19 protein-coding genes and 2 tRNA genes are annotated in these 19,288 nt (G+C 64.0%); 8 read left to right on the plus strand and 13 right to left on the minus strand.

Translation table 11 applies throughout. The annotated features are described in order from the left end of the window. Nucleotides 1–16: 16 nt before the first annotated feature. The 6 genes from ToN1_RS23890 to ToN1_RS23915 all read right to left on the minus strand — a co-directional run bounded on the left by ToN1_RS23890 (nucleotide 17) and on the right by ToN1_RS23915 (nucleotide 6,092). The gene (locus tag ToN1_RS23890) at nucleotides 17–301 is read right to left on the minus strand and encodes a ferredoxin (RefSeq protein ID WP_169205574.1); all 285 of its coding nucleotides are present in this window, start codon (nucleotides 299–301) and stop codon (nucleotides 17–19) included. 62 nt (nucleotides 302–363) lie between these two features. Beyond that, nucleotides 364–1,269 carry a benzoyl-CoA reductase, bzd-type, subunit Q gene (gene bzdQ / locus ToN1_RS23895; RefSeq protein WP_169205573.1) on the minus strand — a complete coding sequence of 302 codons (906 nt, stop codon included), beginning with the start codon at nucleotides 1,267–1,269 and terminating at the stop codon, nucleotides 364–366. Nucleotides 1,270–1,307: 38 nt separating this feature from the next. After that, nucleotides 1,308–2,117, minus strand: coding sequence for an acyl-CoA dehydratase activase (locus ToN1_RS23900; RefSeq protein WP_169205572.1), 810 nt, complete (start codon nucleotides 2,115–2,117; stop codon nucleotides 1,308–1,310). Nucleotides 2,118–2,145: 28 nt separating this feature from the next. Continuing rightward, nucleotides 2,146–3,450 (minus strand): benzoyl-CoA reductase, bzd-type, subunit O, encoded by a 1,305-nt coding sequence (bzdO, locus tag ToN1_RS23905; RefSeq protein ID WP_169205571.1) that lies wholly within the window; start codon nucleotides 3,448–3,450, stop codon nucleotides 2,146–2,148. A gap of 26 nt (nucleotides 3,451–3,476) precedes the next feature. Next, nucleotides 3,477–4,616 carry a benzoyl-CoA reductase, bzd-type, subunit N gene (gene bzdN, locus ToN1_RS23910; RefSeq protein WP_169205570.1) on the minus strand — a complete coding sequence of 380 codons (1,140 nt, stop codon included), beginning with the start codon at nucleotides 4,614–4,616 and terminating at the stop codon, nucleotides 3,477–3,479. A 579-nt stretch (nucleotides 4,617–5,195) separates the two neighbouring features. Then, the gene (locus ToN1_RS23915) at nucleotides 5,196–6,092 is read right to left on the minus strand and encodes a helix-turn-helix transcriptional regulator (RefSeq protein ID WP_169205569.1); all 897 of its coding nucleotides are present in this window, start codon (nucleotides 6,090–6,092) and stop codon (nucleotides 5,196–5,198) included. A 199-nt stretch (nucleotides 6,093–6,291) separates the two neighbouring features. On the opposite strand from ToN1_RS23915, the gene ToN1_RS23920 reads away from it, so the two are divergent. Further along, nucleotides 6,292–6,759, plus strand: coding sequence for a DUF4124 domain-containing protein (locus ToN1_RS23920; RefSeq protein WP_210147924.1), 468 nt, complete (start codon nucleotides 6,292–6,294; stop codon nucleotides 6,757–6,759). Between the two features lie 94 nt (nucleotides 6,760–6,853). Here the strand turns inward: ToN1_RS23920 and ToN1_RS23925 are convergent, their stop codons facing one another. The 4 genes from ToN1_RS23925 to ToN1_RS23940 all read right to left on the minus strand — a co-directional run bounded on the left by ToN1_RS23925 (nucleotide 6,854) and on the right by ToN1_RS23940 (nucleotide 9,871). Then, nucleotides 6,854–8,044 carry a nuclear transport factor 2 family protein gene (locus ToN1_RS23925; protein ID WP_210147925.1) on the minus strand — a complete coding sequence of 397 codons (1,191 nt, stop codon included), beginning with the start codon at nucleotides 8,042–8,044 and terminating at the stop codon, nucleotides 6,854–6,856. A 114-nt stretch (nucleotides 8,045–8,158) separates the two neighbouring features. After that, a complete protein-coding gene (gene gltX / locus ToN1_RS23930) occupies nucleotides 8,159–9,556 on the minus strand; it encodes a glutamate--tRNA ligase (protein WP_169206945.1) in 1,398 nt (465 codons plus the stop codon). Between the two features lie 138 nt (nucleotides 9,557–9,694). Continuing rightward, a tRNA-Val gene (locus tag ToN1_RS23935) sits at nucleotides 9,695–9,769 on the minus strand. A 27-nt stretch (nucleotides 9,770–9,796) separates the two neighbouring features. Continuing rightward, a tRNA-Val gene (locus tag ToN1_RS23940) sits at nucleotides 9,797–9,871 on the minus strand. A 200-nt stretch (nucleotides 9,872–10,071) separates the two neighbouring features. Here ToN1_RS23940 and ToN1_RS23945 point away from each other — a divergent pair. After that, nucleotides 10,072–10,581 carry a helix-turn-helix domain-containing protein gene (locus ToN1_RS23945; protein WP_169130841.1) on the plus strand — a complete coding sequence of 170 codons (510 nt, stop codon included), beginning with the start codon at nucleotides 10,072–10,074 and terminating at the stop codon, nucleotides 10,579–10,581. 9 nt (nucleotides 10,582–10,590) lie between these two features. Here the strand turns inward: ToN1_RS23945 and ToN1_RS23950 are convergent, their stop codons facing one another. Both ToN1_RS23950 and ToN1_RS23955 read right to left on the minus strand, forming a co-directional pair. Then, a complete protein-coding gene (locus ToN1_RS23950; protein ID WP_169206946.1) occupies nucleotides 10,591–11,526 on the minus strand; it encodes an HDOD domain-containing protein in 936 nt (311 codons plus the stop codon). A 113-nt stretch (nucleotides 11,527–11,639) separates the two neighbouring features. Beyond that, nucleotides 11,640–13,805, minus strand: coding sequence for a DUF1631 domain-containing protein (locus tag ToN1_RS23955; RefSeq protein ID WP_169206947.1), 2,166 nt, complete (start codon nucleotides 13,803–13,805; stop codon nucleotides 11,640–11,642). A 208-nt stretch (nucleotides 13,806–14,013) separates the two neighbouring features. Between ToN1_RS23955 and ToN1_RS23960 the strand changes: the two genes are divergently transcribed. Next, a complete protein-coding gene (locus ToN1_RS23960) occupies nucleotides 14,014–14,442 on the plus strand; it encodes a thioesterase family protein (protein ID WP_169206948.1) in 429 nt (142 codons plus the stop codon). A 15-nt stretch (nucleotides 14,443–14,457) separates the two neighbouring features. Here the strand turns inward: ToN1_RS23960 and ToN1_RS23965 are convergent, their stop codons facing one another. Beyond that, entirely contained in the window at nucleotides 14,458–15,570 is a 1,113-nt protein-coding gene (locus ToN1_RS23965; protein ID WP_210148162.1) for a PQQ-dependent sugar dehydrogenase, read from the minus strand. 265 nt (nucleotides 15,571–15,835) lie between these two features. On the opposite strand from ToN1_RS23965, the gene ToN1_RS23970 reads away from it, so the two are divergent. The 5 genes from ToN1_RS23970 to ToN1_RS23990 all read left to right on the plus strand — a co-directional run bounded on the left by ToN1_RS23970 (nucleotide 15,836) and on the right by ToN1_RS23990 (nucleotide 19,147). Then, nucleotides 15,836–16,447: a hypothetical protein gene (locus ToN1_RS23970; protein WP_169206949.1), complete on the plus strand. Its 612-nt coding sequence runs from the start codon at nucleotides 15,836–15,838 to the stop codon at nucleotides 16,445–16,447. Between the two features lie 136 nt (nucleotides 16,448–16,583). Then, entirely contained in the window at nucleotides 16,584–16,982 is a 399-nt protein-coding gene (locus tag ToN1_RS23975) for a thioredoxin family protein (protein WP_169206950.1), read from the plus strand. Between the two features lie 30 nt (nucleotides 16,983–17,012). Beyond that, the gene (locus tag ToN1_RS23980) at nucleotides 17,013–17,225 is read left to right on the plus strand and encodes a hypothetical protein (protein WP_169206951.1); all 213 of its coding nucleotides are present in this window, start codon (nucleotides 17,013–17,015) and stop codon (nucleotides 17,223–17,225) included. A gap of 129 nt (nucleotides 17,226–17,354) precedes the next feature. Next, nucleotides 17,355–18,053 (plus strand): GntR family transcriptional regulator, encoded by a 699-nt coding sequence (locus tag ToN1_RS23985; protein WP_169206952.1) that lies wholly within the window; start codon nucleotides 17,355–17,357, stop codon nucleotides 18,051–18,053. Beyond that, a complete protein-coding gene (locus ToN1_RS23990) occupies nucleotides 18,050–19,147 on the plus strand; it encodes a branched-chain amino acid ABC transporter substrate-binding protein (RefSeq protein WP_169206953.1) in 1,098 nt (365 codons plus the stop codon). Before ToN1_RS23985 ends, ToN1_RS23990 begins: the two co-directional genes overlap by 4 nt. Nucleotides 19,148–19,288 lie beyond the last annotated feature (141 nt).

Genomic DNA, 19,288 nt, shown 5'->3' on the forward strand with positions numbered 1-19,288 from the left:
GAACATGGCTTACTCCTTACCAGGAATGCTTGATCGCGCCCGGCGTGCAGGCGGTGGTACAGGGCAGGCTGGTGTAGCCGCCGGCCGGCTTGCACGCGGCACAGTCATAGGCGAGTGCCCGGGTCTTTTCCTTCTTCACCCACGCCACTTCATCGTCGTAGTCATCGGTGATGATTTCGAACATCTGCTGCGGACAGGCCTTCAGACAAGCCCGCTCGGCCGCACAGTCGATGCACTTGTCCGTGTCGATGCTGATGTAGTACTCGCCGGAACCGTCCTTGTAACCGTAGTTCGCGATCATTTCCCTCTCCTGGATTCAATGCGCCGCGGCGCCCTTGCGGATCGCCGCGGCCTTCGCGCCAATTACTTGGCGGCCTGCTTCTGCATCAGCGTGTAGCCGAACAGCGCGGCGCCCAGCGCGCCAGCGATCTGGCTGTCGATCTTGGTATCGATCTGCTTGATGCCCAGCAGACGCTCGATCCGCTTCACAACGCCGGGGTTCTTCGCGATACCGCCGGTGATGAAGAAGCCCTCTTCCACACCGATCCGCTCGAGCAGGCTCACGACGCGCTCGGCCATCGCCTGGCAGTAGGCGGCGATAACCATGTTCTTCGTGTAGCCGGCCTTGAGCAGACCCAGCGCTTCCGACTTCGCGAACACGACGCAGATCGACGACACGGCTTCCGGCTCGGTTTCGACGTCGAACGAACGCGGGCCCAGCTCGGCGATGGGGATCTGCATCAGGTCGGAGATGACTTCCATGCCGCGGCCGGTACCGGCTGCGCACTTGTCGTTCATCAGGAAGTTCGTGACCTTGCCCTTGTCATCGCAGTGGATGGCCTTGCAGTCCTGGCCGCCCATGTCGAGGATGGTGCGCACCTTGTTGCCGCCCATGTAGTTCGCGCCGCGGGCGTGGCACGCGATCTCGGTGATCGCCTTGTGGGCGAAGGGCACGTTCACCCGGCCGTAACCGGTGCCGACGACATAGTTGATGTCCTCAAGCTTCATGCCGATCTTGTCCATGATGCCCTGCAGCGCATTCTTGGCCGAGTCCGGCGAGTTGTTGCCGGTGCGCATGCTGTTGTAGCCGTACAGCTCGCCATCACAGACCAGCACCGCCTGCGAGGACACCGAACCCACGTCGATACCGCAGGTGATGATCTTGGCGTCCTTCCAGTTCTTCGACTCGTCGTACCAGGTGTTTTCCTGCCAGCGCCAGAATTCCTTCTTCTCGGGGGCGGCGGTGGCGGCAGCAACTTCTGCATTCATTTGATCGCTCCTTAATCCGTATCTGTTCGCGTTTCGGTTCAGTGCACTCGCTCGGCTGCAATCAGCGCGCAACCCAGGGCGCTGACGAACTCGGGCAGTTCGGGCAGAAGAACCTCATCGACGTCCATTGCGGTCTTCAGCGACTGGACGAAACCGGGGTTGTGGCCCATGCCGCCGATCAGCACCACGTTGCCTTCGATGCCGACGCGACGGACCATCGCGCAGACACGGCTCGCCACTGCATCCAGCACCGCCTTGGCGATGTCTTCCTTCGGCGTCGAGGAGTGGATCAGCGACACCACTTCCGACTCGGCGAACACCGTGCATTGCGCGTTCATCGGGATGCTCTTGTCGGACTTGAGGCTGGCCTCGCCGAACTCCTTGAGCGTGAGCTGCAGCGCGCGGCTCATCGCCTCGGCGAAGGAACCGGCACCCGCGGCGCACTTCTCGTTACCGGCGAAGTCGATCGCCTTGCCGTCCGGATCGGTCTTGATGCCGCGGCCTTCCTCGGCACCGACGTCAACCACCGTGCGAGCTTGCGGGTACATGTACACCGCACCGCGCGCTCCGGCCGTCATCTCGGTGATGCCTTCGGTAGCGAAGGCCACTTGGCCACGGCCGGCGCCGGTCGCAAAGATCGACTTCACCTGGTCACGCGTCACGCCAGCCTCGGCGAGAGCGGCATCGAAGGCCTTCTCGGCAGCCTGGTCGGCGTCGAGGTCACCCGGCAGCATCAGGTGAGCCTTCTTGACCGCGAAGCTCGGCTCCTTGGCGCCTTCAACCTTGATTTGCTCCAGCAGCACAACCTTCACGCTGCGGGACCCCATATCGATTCCAGCGGTAATCATTCTCGTCTCCTCTTGGCTCTGTTACCGATCAGGCTGCCTGGCGACGCACGCCAAGCTGCTCCATGAAGGCGTCGACACGTGCCTGGGTACGCACTTCGTCGAACTCGCGCTCGTCGCCCATGTTTCCTTCGAAGGTCATCACCGGGGTACCCGACTTCGCGATAGCGAGACGGTTTTCCATGATGCCGACCGACAGGCCTTCGCAGCCGCGGTTCAGGTGCAGCATCACGCCGTCGACCTGCCATTCCTTGATGATGCGCAGCATCATGTCGCTCTTGAGACGCGGATCGTAGAAGTGCTGCCACTGCGGCTTCGACAGGTTCCAGTCGGCATACAGACGCACGGCGGTGGCACGATCCTTGATCTCGACGCCCTTGTTCCACGGCAGGGTACGACCACCCCAGGTACCGTCAGCCTTCTCTTCCCAGATGCCTTCCAGCGCAAACGTATAGAGCGAGCCGATCGACACCGCACCGTAGGTCTCCAGGTAGCGGAAGATCTTCAGGAAGGACCAGGGCGGCTGCGTGTCCGTCATCAGGCGGATCGTCTCGTTCGGCACGGCTGCGATGCCACGGGCGACGCGATCCTTCACCTCCTCGTACAGCTCGTCCATGAAGTCAGCGCACCACTTCGACGACTTCGACAGCGTGCAGAGCACGTACAGCGAGTACATCGTCTTCTCGTCGAGCGGAGCGGGCTTCACCTTGTTCAGCGCGCAGATGTCCGCCCAGCGGGAGGTCGAACGCATCTCGTTCTTCACCGCCTCGATGAACAGCTCGTCGTTGAACTCGCGACCGCTTGCCTTCTGCACGAACTCGATGCCGTCATGCAGCTGGTTGGCGACGTAGTCGAGACGGGCGTCCGTCATGTCCTTATAGGGACCGACGCCGACGTCGAGGTAGAACTCGGGGATCTTCTCTTCCTTCGCGACGTGCTGGTACCACTTCGAGTGCGAGCAGCAGATCTGGGTCTGGAAGACGAAGTCGGGCTTCGGGAACTCGCCGCCGAAGGCGTACTTGTTCAGGTGCATGCCGCCCCAGTAAATCCGCATGTACGAGCACAGGTCACGGGCGAAACCGTAAGCTTCGGCCGCGTCCATGCACTCCTTGGCGAACTTGCGGTCGTGGGCGACGGCTGCGGCGTACGGCTCGCCGGTCAGCGAATAGACGTCCTCACCGAGGCCGGCGGGGATCGCATCCAGCGCCCAGGCCGAGCCGGACCAGCGGATGCCGCCCTTCTCCTTCGCACGGGCGTAGTTCATGTAGTACTGCTCGCGAAGCTCCTTCGCCTTCTTCCAGAGCTTCAGCGGCTCGGTCGGATACAGATTTGCCATGGCGTTTATCCCTCTTTCCCGTCAGTTCAGAACAGCTCTTCTTCGCTCAGCGTCTCGAGGAATGCCTCGATACGGATGCGGAAGGGCCCGATCGGATTGGTGATGTCGAATTCCAGGAACAGCGTCGGAATCCCGTTATCTTCCAGATGACGCTTCAGATCCGGGTAATCGCCCTCGTGCGGATCGCAGAACTTCTGCTGCAGGAAGATCGCGCCCTCGACGCCGTAGTCCTTGGCCAGACCGAGAACGTGGTCGAAACGGGTGTGCGCGGGGTAATCCTTCGTCGGACAGGCCGGACGATCGCAGTAACGATCGGCAATGGCCTTGATGACGTCGTCTTCGGGCTTCGAGGCGTTCCAGAAGTAGCGGCTGCCCGAGCACTGGTCATCAACGACGATGGTCGCACCGACCGACTCCACCATGCCCATGAACGCGATGTCGTCGTTCTCGGAACCGATGGTCATGAAGCGGGCACCGGTCTTGCGCTCGACCTTGCGGGTCGGCAGCGCAGCGAGCACCTTCTTCAGCATCTCGTTGTGCTCGCGCTTGTCGATGAACTGAGCGGTCAGCGATGCGTACAGAGCTTCGACGCCGGTCACCTTCGGGTCGGCTTCCTTGCGGAATTCATACAGCTCGCGCAGCAGGCGGCGGTTCTCGTCGCACACGGCCAACGCATCCTTCAGCATCGCATCGGTGATTTCCTTGCCGATCAGCGTCTGCAGGAACACGCGGAAGGACTGCACTTCTGCGTGGTGAGCCTTGCGCGAATGTTGCGACTGGACCTCGTTGGGCATCGGCACGTAGTAGTCCCACTTGACGGTGGGAACGTGCAGGCGCCAGGAGCCAAAGGTCTGGCGATACTGGATGCAGGACTGGGTCAGCGTGACGCCTTCCGCGTAGTCGAAGCGGCCCAGCAGACCCTGCGCGAGCGAGTCGCGGCAGAACGGGCAGAACATGCCGAAGATGTGCGGCTCGGTCACGTTCTGCGGCTCGTGCGCACCGAGGACGCGCACCGGCAACATGCCGGCCGCGATCAGCAGCTCTTCCGGCGTGTAGGTGCACATCGTTGCCACCACCTGGCCACCTGTCCGCGCCTTCCAGTCGCGTGCATAATCGTGGCGCTTCTCGTACCAGGTCTTGAACTGGTCGAACAAACCATCGCTCATCGAACTATCTCCTCTGATGTGTTGCGGATCCCGTCCCTGAGTCCGCCTTTGCTGCATTATCTTGCCGGTCCTGCATGATGTCGCATGTTACGCACTGCAGTGCAGGCGATGTTGACTTAAGTCAAACCCGAAGCAGGTTTGCATGCATTGGACTGCAGTTTTTATCGGCAAAATTCGAGGCTTTAATGCCGCAGTGCACCAATAAGTGCACTACGGTTCAATATAGAACTCGATTTATGGGAAAACAAACGTCGAATTCCGACCGATAGCCGGCCAAAAACCCAGTCCGGGCAAGATCTTCAGGAAAAATGGGGCGATAGGGGAAAGGACTGGAGACGGCTCATGCACGATGTTGCACTGCCGCACCGAGTTTTCCGGAGATTTGCAGGCACGCGGTGGTTCCGCGTCGTTGCGCCCTTCTTCCGACATCGTTCCGCACCCGGCAGGTGCGGAACGGCGAGGGCTTAGACAGAAGGCAATCAAGGAGCGCCGGTCGTTCGAATCGCGTCGAAGGACAACAACCGGAATACAGCGGGCTCGGCCCGAGCGGCGTCCGGCTACCGGATCATCGACGCACGCTCAGCGCGAAAGGACATCGATGATGTCCAGGAAAGATTGTTCGACCGTTCGGCCGGAGGTATCGATGATGGCGTCTGCCTTGCTGTACATGGCCGTCCGGCCCGCAAGGATGCGCTTCAGGTCGTCCATCGCCTCCTGGTTGCCGTGCATGGGGCGGTAATCCCCCTGCGCCATGACGCGGGCCATATGCTCCTCGGGGGACGCACACAGCCAGATCGTGAAACACGACGACAGCAGCAGGTCGAAGTTCGCGGGCTCGGAGACGATGCTGCCGCCAGCGATCAGCACGAAGGCTTCGTTGTTCGCAACCACCGACTCCAGCCCGCGGCGCTCATAGCGGCGGTAGGCCGATTGTCCATAGAGCGAAAAGATCTCCGACAGGTCGGCACCCGCCTCCTGCTCGATCACTTTTGCAAGTTCGAGGAAAGGCACGCCGAGATGCTCCGCGAGCATCGTGCCGAGCGTCGTCTTCCCGGCCCCGCGCAAGCCAATGAAGGCGATGCGCTGCCTGCGCGCACTGCGCCCGGACGATTCGAGCTCGTTCTGCAGCAGTCGGCGCGCCCATTCATGCGTCTTAGGCGGGAAACGGCTCAGGTACTGGATCAGCAGCGTCAGCTCGGGCGACTGCTCCGCCTCCTCCCGCACCAGATCCACGATCGAAAACCCGAGCCCCTGCGCGATCTGCCGCAATAGGATGATGGAGATGTTCCCGTGCCCCGTTTCGAGTTGGGCCAGGTAGCGCTCCGACACCCCTGATTGATGGGCCAGCATCTTGCGCGTCATGCCCCGTTGCGCACGCAGGTCGCGAATGCGGTCCCCGAGCATCAGCAGGTAATTGTTCTCTTCCAGCGACAGGTCCGGGCGTTTTAGCCGTGACGAGTTCTCATCGTTGGACATTGGCGCTACCCCTATTTGAGCGGCAATAAAGTGCCGGTGAATTATAGTGCTCAAGGTTGGGCGCGATTGCAACATGCAGTTGCATCAAGAGGCATTCGTATTATCCGCAAAAATTCCACAAACGCCTCCGTGATCGCGCGCACGCGACGTGGAAAAATGCTTATGGCATTATGTGCATTCTCGCCAATTCACTATCGTCATGAGCCGCGGAAAACTGCATGCCATTGCTGTCGTCGCGACGGCGTTCGCCCTTGTGCCCGCCGCGAGCCGGGCGCAAGTTTTCAAGTGCGTGTCGGCCAGCGGGCAGGCCAGCTATCAGGCGCTCCCGTGCGAAAACGATGGGGCGCGTGTCGATCTCCCCGCGCACGCCCCCACCGCACGGGAACGCGCCGCCGCCCAGGCTCGTGCACGCAAGGAGCAAGGTTTCGTCTCCGAAATCGAGTCCGGACGGGAAGCCGCGAAGCGCAGCGCACGTGTGGAACTCAAGCGGCGCGACGACGAGCGTCAGGCACACGCCGCGCGCTGTGCGAGCTATCAGGAACGCGCTGAGCGAGCCGATGCCGACGCGAGGATGCATCTGCGGCGAAACCGCTACAAACGCGACCATGAATCGCGTGCGCGCGCGCTGCGGGACCGCTACTTCAGCGAGTGTTTCGCGGCCGACTGAAGGCCGGCCGCCGACCGGGGCGACAGCATCACCGCCTTGCGGCGAACGAATCCCGCGGTCGATACTTAGGGCGGCGATTTGTCGCCGGCGGGCCTTATTTGGCGGTCCGTTCCTCGATGATGCGCCAACTGCCTGTCACCCTGCCGAATACGACGATCTTCTGGTCTACCGAATTCAGCGCCTCGCTGCGGTAATCCTGGCGGAATTGCGCGATCGCTCGCTTTCCGTCGAGCAGAATCTTCACTTCCGCCAGCTTCACGTCGATGGATGACGCACCACCGATGCGTTCGCGCCGCAGGGTGCGCCATTGCTCGAGCGGCCGTCCGTCGGCAGGTCGGAAGTCGGGTGCATAATGATTCAGATAGGAATCGATGTCGCGTGCGGACCACGCATGGGCCCATGCCTCCAGCGCCTCGCGTACGGCCGTTTCGGCCTGCAGCGGATCGTTGGCCCGCCCCTCGCCCGACGGCGACTCGTCACCCGCACTCGCAACCGGAGCGGAAACCTGCCCCTCGCCCGCCTGGCCCCCCTCGGGCTGCACGACCTTCACCGGCCCCTTGGCTTCCGCATCGTCGAGCATGCTCCCGATCTTCTCCACCCCGACGCGCAGGGGATCGATGCGGTATGCCGTGAAATTCAACAACTCGCCAAGTGCCGTACGCCCCTTCGCATTGCGCAGTCGGGCGTCGGTTCCGGCCTTGATGAGGGACTCGACGATCGCCACGTCGGAATCCATGCGCCGGCGCATCGCCACAAGATGCATCGGAGCATTCCCCGCAGCGTCTACGGCATCGGGACGCGCGCCGGCGGCCAGCAGTGCGTCAACCCCCTCCCGGTCGCCACGCTGGGCGGCGTGATGGAGTGCTGTCCGACCATGAAGCGGTTTGTGCGAATCCGTCGCGGCAAGGTCGGCGCCCTCGGCAATGCGGGCGCGCAGGCGGACCATGTCCCCGCAAGCCGCCGCGTCGATCAGGTTTCGCGGCAAGGGTCCCGATTGCGGGCAGGACACGCGGGCGACGGGATTGAACTCCGGCCGGAACGGTTTGACGAACGTGGCGTTGCCAGCGGTCGCGAGCGCCAGACCGTTGAATCCGAACAACGCGATGCCGGCGAACACCGCGATTGGACGCAGGTTTGCGCGACGATGCAAGGCTTTGGGTTGCATTTTGTTACCAATAGCGGGAGGGGCGGATTCTAACAAATGCCGAAACGCCTCTTGCACCTGCGAACGGCCCGATGTGCGGCGTGGAGACGGGGAAATTGCCGACATCTTGATCGTCGTCAACCGTGCCGGCCGCGGCCGGTCAATACAACGCGACAGGGGCGCCTTGGCGCCCCTGTCGGAGAGATGACGGTTCGCGGGGCAGCCTTTTTTGTCGACTGCCTCCGCAGGCTAGCGTCAGATGTAGCGTGCCATGCGCGCGAGCACGCGCTCGCGCCCGAGAACCTCGAGCACTGCGTCGATGGCCGGGGTCTGCGCAACACCCAGGGTCGCCACGCGGAGCGGAATTGCGACTTGCGGCATCTTCAGCCCATGCTCGGCCATCGTGTCCTTGATCGCCTGATTGAGCGCAGCCTTCTCCCATGCGGCGGCCTCGAGGCGCCCTTTCAGCGCGGCGAGCGCGGCACGCGCGCCCTCGCTCAAGTGCTGGGCAATGAGTTCGGGCGCCGGATGCACTTCGATGCAGTACAGCTCCGCCGAGTCGGTCAGTTCGTTCAGATTGGCGACGCGTTCCTTGTATAGCGCGACGATCGATTCCAGCGCGGGCCCGGCTTCGGGATCCACCCCGCGACGTGCGAGCCGGCGCGCGACCTCGGCCGCAAGACGCGTGTTGTCGGCCTGCTTGATGTAATGGGCGTTCAGCCAGTTGAGCTTCTCGGTGTTGAACTGCGCGGCCGAAGGCGTGATGTGGTCGAGATCGAACCACCCTACGAACTGTTCGCGCGAAAAGATCTCGTCGTCGCCATGGCTCCAGCCCAGACGGCCAAGGTAATTCACGACCGCCTCGGGCAGATAGCCGTCGTCGTCGTACTGCATCACGCTCACCGCGCCATGCCGCTTCGACAGTTTGGTGCCGTCGTCGCCGAGGATCATCGACAGGTGGGCGTACAACGGCACCTGGGCACCGAGCGCGCGCAGGATGTTGATTTGCCGCGGCGTGTTATTGACATGATCGTCGCCGCGGATGACGTGGGTGATGCCCATGTCGAGGTCATCGACCACGACGCAGAAGTTGTAGGTGGGGGTGCCGTCGGCACGTGCGATCACAAGATCGTCGAGTTCGGAATTGGCGATCTCGATGCGTCCCTTGACGAGATCGTCCCACGCTACGACGCCGTCCGCCGGGTTGCGGAAACGCACGACCGGACTCGCGCCTTCGGGCGGCGTTGGCAGCACCTTGCCCGGTTCGGGCCGCCAGCGGCCGTCGTACCGCGGTTTCTCGCCCCGTGTACGCTGCTCCTCGCGAATGCGGTCGAGTTCCTCTGGCAAGGTGTAGCAGTAGTATGCGGCGCCGGCAGCCAGCATCTGCTGGATGACTTCCTTGTAGCGTTCCATCCGCTGCATCTGGTAGAACGGGCCCTCGTCGGCATCGAGCCCCAACCACGCCATGCCGTCGAGAATCGCCTGCACCGCTTCGGGCGTCGAGCGCGCCACGTCGGTGTCCTCGATGCGGAGGATGAAGGTACCGCCATGGCGACGCGCAAAGGCCCACGAGAAGAGCGCGGTACGCGCGCCGCCGATATGGAGGTAGCCGGTGGGGCTGGGGGCGAAACGGGTGCGAACGTTGGAAGCCATCGATGAGGACTCTGGACCGGATCTAAAGACGCGGATTCTACGCCATCGGCCCTCCTTCACCACGCGAAGGCGGTGACGGCTGCAATCCGCACGCAAAATAACAAAGGCCCTGAAACGGGAGTTCCAGGGCCTTGCATGTGGTGGGCGGTACTGGGATCGAACCAGTGACCCCTGCCGTGTGAAGGCAGTGCTCTACCGCTGAGCTAACCGCCCGGAATTCCGTGCGTCTTCGTCATCGACTGGTGGGCGGTACTGGGATCGAACCAGTGACCCCTGCCGTGTGAAGGCAGTGCTCTACCGCTGAGCTAACCGCCCAGTGTGGCGAAGAGGCGCGATTGTAGAGGGACGCGAATTCCTTCGTCAAGCATGGCGGGAGACTTTTCTTATTGCCGGCGACCGGAGCCCTGCCTGCGGCATCCTGCCACCGGCAACTCTCGCTGCATGGACAGAAGTCATGCCAGAATCGCGTTGCGCCCCTCGACGGACGTTGCACACAGAATAAACAGGAGACATTGATGGGAGTGGTATTCGCCAAGACCGAGAAAGGGCAAGAGGAGATCGCCAGCCGAAGCGGGGAACTCTCGCCCCGGGTGCGCCGAGTCCTGATTCTCGTGGATGGTCGCAGGACGGTGTCCGAACTGCGCGACCTGGTCTCGGCCAACGATTTGACGCACACGCTTGGTACGCTCGAAGAGCTGGGCCTCATCGAGGTGAAGAAGCTCCGAGCGGCCGACGGCGCCGAGGCAGAGCCTTCCGGCCCGATGCCGTCCATCACGGCATTCCGGTCGCTGCCGACGCCCCCCAATCCAAAGGAACTGGAGATGGCGCGCAATTTCATGTTGAACACGCTGAAGACGTTCAGCAGCATCCATGCGCCGGTCTCGCTGATGACCAGCATCAACGGGGCACGAACGCATGAGGAGCTGCGCGCGCACTACCCCGCGTGGTTTCGCATGATCATGGAGAGCCGTTCCGGCCAGCGGCGTGCAGAAGACCTCCGCACCGACCTGCTGAAGGTGCTCTGAGCCGGCCGGTCAATCCACCCAGGACGATGGCAGGGCCGTGATCGCGGGCTTGGGCAGGCGCACGAGATCGGTCCACATCGGTAGTTCGGCGAGGGCATCCATTGCGAGCTTGCGCGTCTCTTCCGGCGTGAGGTCGAGGATCGCGGCGCGCAGGTAGATCGTCGCCACCGAATCCGGATCGGGCTGCGCGGCGAGGCAGGTGTCGGCGAGCTTGGTCGCCAACTGCAGGCCGCAAGCGAGACGATAGGAACGCGAATCGGGCTCGAAGCCGCCCCCTTCGGGATCGCATTGCCAGTAAACGACGTCGGCGAGCGAGGTCGGCAGCCCCCAGTCGGCCAGCAGGACTGCGGACAGTTCGTGACGATCGAAGCCGAAGGTGGCGATTTCCACTGTTTCGACCGGCTCGGCGCCGCGCGCAGCCTGCTCCAGCGTCAGGTCGTAGGTTGCCGGGGCCCCCGTGGCGAATGCGAGCGTTCCGATCTCGCTCAGCAGGCCCAGCGTGAATGCTTCCGCCGCCGGGAGGTCGCCGCGGTGGCGGGCCAGCGCTTCCATCACGGCCGCATTGAGCAGCGACGATGTCCAGAAGGCGTTGTAGTTGAAGCGCTTCGATGTGACCTTCGGGCGGTTCGTGACCAGCGACAACGCGACTGCATGCGCACGTACGATGTTCATGCCCAGCCTGATCACTGCCTGCTGCAGGTCGAGGGAGCGTTCCGTGCGCCCGAAGCGTGCTGCGGACGCAGCGCGCAGCACGAAACCCGACAATGCAGGATCGGATCGGATCACGCGCACGACGGCGTCGATGCGCACGTCGGGATCGCGCGCGAGCTCGATGAGCTGTAGCGCGGCGCCGCGCGGACTGGGCAGTTCGTCGGCAGCGAGCAGGAAGTCGCGGATGTTTCCGGTCACCTGGCGGCGGTCTCGCTGGTTGCTGGCTGAATTCATTCCCTTTACCTCTCATGCAGCGCAGTCGGGCGAGTGTTTCCGTGATGTCGCCGGCTTGATTGCCCGCCTGCTGGATTCTGTGTGATTTCGTCCCGGTTCGGACGCTCCCGGGATCAGCCCCGCAATTCGTCGAGTACGTCGTCCACGACACGATCCAGGAGGGGTTCCTGATCGGCGGTCGATGCTTCGCCGCTCGCGAAACGCCGCCCCAGTTCGGTGCGAGTCAGCGCGAGCGCGCGCTGCCCCTGCCGGTTGGCGAACAGGTACATCGTCCGAGCGGGACTGATCCAGGTCAGGCGCACGCGCCGCACCTCGCCGGATTCGTCCCGGAGTTCCAGCCAGCTGCCACGGGTGAGCAGATCGAGTTCGAGCATTTCCGGCGTGGGCTCCTCGCCGATCGGTTGCAGGCCGGGCAAGGGGCCGGAGGGTCGCGCGGGCGCATTGGGAGCGGGACGGGCCGGTGCCTGCGCGGCCCCGACCGGTGCCTTCAGGGCTGCCGCATGGCATTTCACGAGTTCCGAGAAAAAAGCCTTCTGGCTTGCTTCCTCGATCCCTGCGCCATTCATGCTCGCCTTCAGGTTGCGCAGAATCACCGGGAGCTGCTTCACCATGCGCTGGCGCTCTTCCATGCTCTCTTTTGGAAGGACGCTCCACACAAGCTCGTCGACAGCGGCCATCGCGTTGGACCAGCGCTCGCTCCTGACGGGGGCCGCCGTTGCGCCGACCTCGAGGGCTGCATGCCCCAGCACCCGTGTCCAGCTGTCGCGGATGAAGTCGCGCACGACATCGGGGATGTCTTCGTTGCCGAGGTGCGCGGACAGAGCGTCTTCGCCGAGCTTGCGCGCGAGATCGATGCGCTCGCGCTCGCGCAGGCGCTCCGTCAGGGTGGCCGCGCGTGCATCGGCATAGCGCTCCTGCTCGACGAGATAGTTCTCGAATTCCTGCAGGCAGCCGGCGAAGACGCTTGGGTCGTCGGCAAACTGGTTCTGGATGCGGACGACGATGCCTTCGGCAATTCGGTAAAGCGAGCTGTCCTCGGCCAGAGGGCCGTCCCAGGTGACGCTTGCCTGTGCCAGCAGGTTGATCAGGCGACGGGCCGGATGCGTGCGATTGGAGAAGAAGCCGTGATCCATCATCGCCAGCTTCAGGACAGGGATCTGCAGGCGCCCGATGAGCCCCTTCATCGCGTCGGGTACGCGCGAGTCGTCGAAGATGTAGTCGAACAAAGTCGCGACGACGTCGATGACGATGCCGTCGATGGAACTCGCCTGTTTGCTGAGTCCGGCTTCGATGAGGGCGTTGATGACATTGCCGGAGGGCTGGCCGTCGGGCGGGAGGGCAAAGTTTTGCCCGCCGAACTGCAAGTCTGCACGTCCTTGCTGCAGGCCATCGAGAAGCTGCATCAGGTCGACCGTACCTGCGCGTTGCCGCCAATCGGCCCTTTCGGCCGCTGCGGCGCGGGCCGTGAAGATCTCCTTCACGACATCGGACGGATCGGGCTCGCCGGGAAGTGCCGCGCTCTTGCGCATGGCCATGCGCTCCGAGGCCTTGCCGCGTCGCGCGCGCGGGCGGACATTGGGCATCACGCGCCGTGCGACGAGCAGCGCATTGACGTCGTGATAAACGTTGGAAAGCTCCCCCGCCAACCTGCCGATGAGCAATTCGAGGGCAGTGGCGCGCAGGCCGCCGGATGCCTCTTGCCCCCAGCAAATGTCCTTGAGCGCTTCGCAGATCGCAGTCGGGCCGATCGGGTTCGTGGCGTTGTCGACGTCGCTTTCGCCCAGAATGAAGGCGACGCGCGTCTGCAGATCCTGGTTTTCGGCCTCGCAGGCCCGTTCGAGCCGGGTTGCGAGGTTCTTCACGGCCAGCGTTTCGTCGATTTCCGTTTCATCGACGAGAGAGAGTTCCGGGAAGAAGCCGTTGTCACCCTCGTAGAACGAGCCGCTGACGTTCGAACTCTTGGCGCGCTCCTGGAATTGATCCTCGAAGCCGGCGCTGAAAGCCCGGTCGATGTCGGCGCCGATGCCGCGCAGGAGTGCCTGCAACTCGATCAGTTTCTGCGCTTCGTCGGCGGTCTTCGCGCCCAGGCGACGAGCCTGGAGTTCATCTCCGAGTTCGCCGACAGCCCGGGCGAGCGCTTCGCGTACGCGCTGGCTGACGAAGTCGCGGCATTCGAGCAGCACCCCCTGATGCGGACGGAATGCATCGGAAGCTCCGGTATGGCGCGATGGTTGTAGGGTGGTCACGAGACGCTCCGCTTCGATGGCGGTACGGGACAAGGGCGATCACCGTCGCCGGACTGAGGGCGAATCTCAAACAAGATCAGTTTGACACAATTCTTTCGCCGCTTGGATGCTTCAAACAACGCTGCGACGGGGGATTCCGACGATCGGCCCGCCTTGCGGCACGAATGGCGGACGCGTACCGGCGCATCGAAGCTTTCCTTATACTTACGGCTCTGCGAGCGATCTCTTTAGCTTTTTCCCCATGCCACGAATCAAAGTCGAACTGCCCGAACGCTTCATTTACCATGACCAGCTTCCCGTCCGGACTGAACACGTTAACCGCGCCGGTCACGTCGACAATGCGCAAATGGTGGTGCTGATTTCGAATGCGCGCGAGGCGTTCTTCGTCGACCTGGGTTACACGCATATCGAAGTGGAAGGGGTCGGCACCGTGATTACCGACGCAGCGTTCCAATACGTTTCCGAAGCCTTCGAGGGCGAGACGCTGGTGTTCCGGTTCGCGGCCAACGATTTCAACAAGTACGGCGGGGACATCGTCTGCCAGGTCAGCGAGCGCGAATCCGGGCGCGAGGTCGCGCGGGCGAAGCTGGGCTTCGTGTTCTTCGATTACACGACGCGCAAGGTTGCCCCGATTCCGCCGCGTTTCCTCGAGCGACTCGCTGCCGCGTGACGCGCCACCCCGGCATCAGCCCGGATCGAGCCGGAGGATACGGCCCTCGCTCTCGTCGAGGAGGTAGAGCCTCCCGTCGGGGCCCTGGCGAACGTCGCGGATGCGGCTGCCCAGCTCCGTGAGCAGGCGTTCCTCGCGAACAAATTTTTCGCCGTCCAGCTCGATCCGCACGAGAACCTGTCCGCGCAGGGCGCCGACGAAAAGGTTGCCCTTCCACTTGGGAAATGCGTCCCCGGTATAGAAGGCCATGCCGGAGGGCGCGATCGAAGGGACCCAATAGCGAACCGGGGCGATGACGTCGGCCCGCTGCGTTCCCTCGCCGATGCTGAAGCCGGTGACGTATTCCTTGCCGTACGCGATCACGGGCCAGCCGTAATTGGCGCCGGCACGCACGACATTGACCTCGTCGCCGCCCTGCGGCCCGTGCTCGTGCGCCCACAGTTTGCCGCTGACCGGATGCAGCGCCGCGCCCTGGACGTTGCGGTGACCGTAGGACCAGATTTCGGGCAAGGCGCCGCTCGTGCCGACGAACGGGTTATCGGCGGGAATGCTGCCGTCGGGTGCGATCCGCACGATCTTGCCGAGATGGCTGCCCACGTCCTGCGCGCTGTCGCGATAGGACTGGCGGTCGCCCAGGGTGACGAAGAGCCTACCCTCGCGGTCGAAAACGAGACGCGATCCCCAGTGATTGCGCCCGTCCGGATCTTCGCGTTGCGCAAAGACGATGTCTACGTTCTGCAGGCTCTCGGCGGATTCGTCCAGTCGCGCCCGGGCAACCGCGGTGCGGGCCCCCTTCTGTGTGGGTTGGGCGAAAGAGAGCCAGATGAGGCGGTCGCGTGCGAAATTCGATCCGACCACGACGTCGAGCAATCCGCCCTGTCCGGTCGCATGCACACGGGGCACGTTCTGGAGCGGTGGCGAGAGCCTGCCCTCCGGCGTCACGACGCGCAGGCGACCGGGCCTTTCGGTGACAAGCATGTTGCCGTCCGGGAGGAAGGCAAGCGACCACGGGGTATCGAGACCGCGCGCGACCTCGGTCACGCGGACCGGCCCCGCTTCGCTCCGAACCACCGTCTGCGCCGAGGCGGGCGACAGGCAGATGACGGACGCCATCAGCACCGCGACCATGATGCGTGCGATGTGCGGCTTGACGCGAGAAGCGGCTCCCTCGGCAAGACGCGACAGCGAAGACAAGAAGTGCGTCATGAAATCCCCCGATCCATTCGAACCACCCGCAAGCCCTCACTCGCCAACGGCCGGTTGATGGGCATCAATGAGACGAGTGCAGCCTTGCTGAGATCCTTGCGTGATACAGGAAGTTGCACCACTGCGCCCCATACGGTCAGGACACCGGACGGGGCTTTTCCCGAAACGCAAGGATAAGAGGTCTGAAATGAGGTTCCCCGACTTTTTTGCCGAAGTGCGTCGCATCGAGCTGCGCGACCCGCTCGCTGCCTTCCTCGGTGCGAGCGAGGGCGGCGTCATCGAGTATGGCTACGAGGATGCGGTGAAGCTCGCCGGCCATTCGTGCCCGACGGTGGCGTCGGCCTACTTGCTGTGCGTGCATGCGCTGCGCGCGCTCTACCCGGACCGCCTGCCCGAGCGCGGCGGCCTGCGGGTTGCGTTTCGCGGGCGCTTGGATGAGGGCGTGACGGGCGTGATCGCGAGCGTGATCACCTTGCTCACCGGGGCGGCGCAGGACGGCGGTTTCAAGGGCCTGGGCGGTCGCTTTGTGCGGCGTGGCCTGCTCGATTTTGCGGCCGATCAGCCCCTGGCGATGCGTTTCACCCGCCTCGACATCGGGGCGGCCGTCGACGCACAGGCCGACCTCTCGTCGGTCCCGGCCGATCCGCAAACGCCCGAGCTGCTCGCGCGGTGCCTGCAGGCGCCGGACGACCTGGAGCTGTCCGCCCGCTTCGGCCGGCTGTGGCAGGAGCGGGTGCGCAGGATCCTGATCGAGCACGGCGACGACCCGGCGGTCTTTCGCATCGAACCGGCGAGCTGAGGCGAACGCTCCCCCGCCGGCGGGCTGGAACCGGCCGGGCTCGACGTCCGGCCGACTCAGACTGCGGAATGCGCATGAGGTGTGCCGTCGTGCCGGATGTGCTAGCCTCGGGCCGCCCGCTTACGAATCTCTTCCGATGAACGCCCTGCCGCTTCCCGAACTTCTTGTCGTCTGCCTGTGCGCCGAATGGTGCGGCACGTGCCGCGAATACCGGGCCGGATTCGAGGGGCTCGCGGCGCAGTGGCCGCAGGCCGGCTTTCATTGGGTGGACGTCGAGGACGATGCGGAGGTCGTGGGCGACCTCGACATCGAGAACTTCCCCACGCTGCTGATCCAGCGCGGGGACCTGGTGCTCTTCTTCGGCACCATGCTGCCGCAGCATGTCTTCCTCCAGCGCACGCTGGAGACCCTCACGGCCCTCGACGATGACGAGGCGCGTGCGTATGCCTCCGCCAATGAGGAGCGGCGCTCCTGGCAACGGGAATGCAATCTCCGCCCTGCGCTGGCAGAGCATCTCGTGCGCAAGGCGGCCTGAGTCCGCGCCGCCCTCCTCCGCCTCACTTCAATGCCTGTCCAACCCGCCGACCGCAAGCGCTGCGTCTCCTGCAAGCGTTGGGGCGGCGCGCGCAAGCCTGGCGTCAATCCCGGCGAGGTGGAATACGAGGACGATGCACGCGGCCCATGCAACGAGGGACCATGGCACGGCACCCAGCGCAGCCCGCGCAACGCCTGCGGCCAGTGGGTCATGTGGGCCGAACTGAAGCTCCCCGAGGGCTGATCCGCCCGCTCGATATCTCGCGGGCACATCGGTAAATTTCGATATTGCAGTGCAGCTTGCATTCCGTTACGCGGGGAGGTATTTTCGCGCCTCTCCGTATAACGTATACGATCTTACACAAGACCATCCATGGCATTGTCACTCGATCAACTCGCAGTCCCGCGTGTCTTGCGTCTCTCGGCATCAGATCAGATTGCCGGTTCGCTGCGCGACGCGATTGTCGGGGGGCATCTCGCGACCGGCGTGGTGCTCCGCCAGGATGAGATCGCATCCCGCTTCCATGTCAGCAAGATTCCGGTGCGAGAGGCACTGAAGCGGCTGGAAGCGGAGGGCCTCGTACGCTTCACGAAAAACCGTGGTGCAGTGGTGGCCGGCCTGTCGCCGGCCGAGATCCTCGAATACATGGATATCCGCGCGATGCTCGAGGCACGCGCGGCTGGGCTGGCTGCAGCCCGCATCAGCGACGAACGCCTGAACGACGCCCGCCAGAAGCTGGCCGAATTCGGTGCGTCGCAGGACCCCGGACGCTGGGGCGAACTGAACTGGTTGTTCCATTCGACGCTTTACGCCGACGCCGACCGGCCCATACTGCTGGCCGAGATCCGCGCGCTCTACGACAAGCTGGAGCGCTATGTGCGCGCGCTGCTGGCGATGACGGCGCAGACCGAAATGCCCAAGACGCAGAGCGAGCACGCCGCCATTCTGGATGCGTTTGCCCGGCGCGACCCCGACGCTGCGGCGTCCCTGACGCGGGCCCATGTGCTCGACGCAGGGGCGTCGCTCGTGCAGTACCTGAAGGACCACAGACACCACGGAGGAAACACATGAAGAAGACCCTGATTGCGACCGCCTTCCTCGCGCTCGGCGCGCAGGCCCAGCTCGCCCACGCCGACCTGACGGTGGCGATCGCGGGCCCGATGACCGGCCAGTACGCCTCGGCCGGCGACCAGATCCGCCGCGGCGCGGAAATGGCAATCGCCGACATCAATGCCAAGGGTGGAGTGCTCGGGCAGAAGCTGAAGCTGGAAGTCGGCGATGACGCCTGCGACCCGAAGCAGGCCGTGTCGGTCGCGAACACCATGGTCAACAAGAAGATCGTGTTCATGCACGGACACTGGTGCTCGAGCTCGACCATCCCGGCGTCGGAAGTCTATGCGGAAGCCGACATCCCGATGGCGACGGTGTCGACCAACCCGCAGGTGACCGAGCGGGGCCTGAAGAACATCTTCCGCATCATGGGGCGCGACGACCAGCAGGGCATGGTCGCGGGCGGCTACATCGCCGACAAGTTCAAGGGCAAGAAGGTCGCCGTGCTCGACGACAAGAGCGCCTACGGCAAGGGGCTGGCCGACGAGATGGCCAAGGCGATGACCGCCAAGGGGCTGAAGCCGACGCTGCGCGAGTCGATCACCGCGGGCGAGAAGGACTATTCGGGCATCGTGACCAAGCTCAAGCAGGCCGGCGTCGAAGTGCTGGCCTACGGCGGCTATCACACCGAAGTCGCGCTGATCCTGCGCCAGGCGCAGCAGGCCGGCCTGAAGCTGACCGTGATGGGCGGCGACACCATGACCAACTCCGAGCTCGTCACCGCGGCCGGCGCCGCCGCCGACAACGTGATGTTCACGTTCTCGCCCGACCCGCGCAAGAACCCGGATGCCGCGCCGATCGTCAAGCGCTTCCGCGACGCCAAGGTCGAGCCGGAAGGCTACGTGATGTATGCCTACGCGGCGATGCAGCTCTTCGCCGACGCCGCGACCCAGGCCAAGAGCACCAAATACGCGGATCTCGAGAAGACGCTGCGCGGCGGCAACTTCAAGACCGTGATCGGCGATCTCGCCTTCGACGCCAAGGGCGACCAGAAGCAGCCGGGCTTCGTCGTGTATCAGTGGAAGGGCGGCCAGTACGACTACGCCGCCAAGTAATCCTCCGTTTCAAATGGCCGGGTAACCAGCCCGGCCTGCGCGCCGCCGGTCCATAAGGCCGGCGGCGCACTCTCGCCGAACGGTTCCCGGCACGGGCTGCCGCCCTGCCCGTCTGCGCCGCTCGCGCGACACACGCAAAAC

The organism is Aromatoleum petrolei (assembly GCF_017894385.1).
Classification (GTDB): Bacteria; Pseudomonadota; Gammaproteobacteria; order Burkholderiales; family Rhodocyclaceae; genus Aromatoleum; species Aromatoleum petrolei.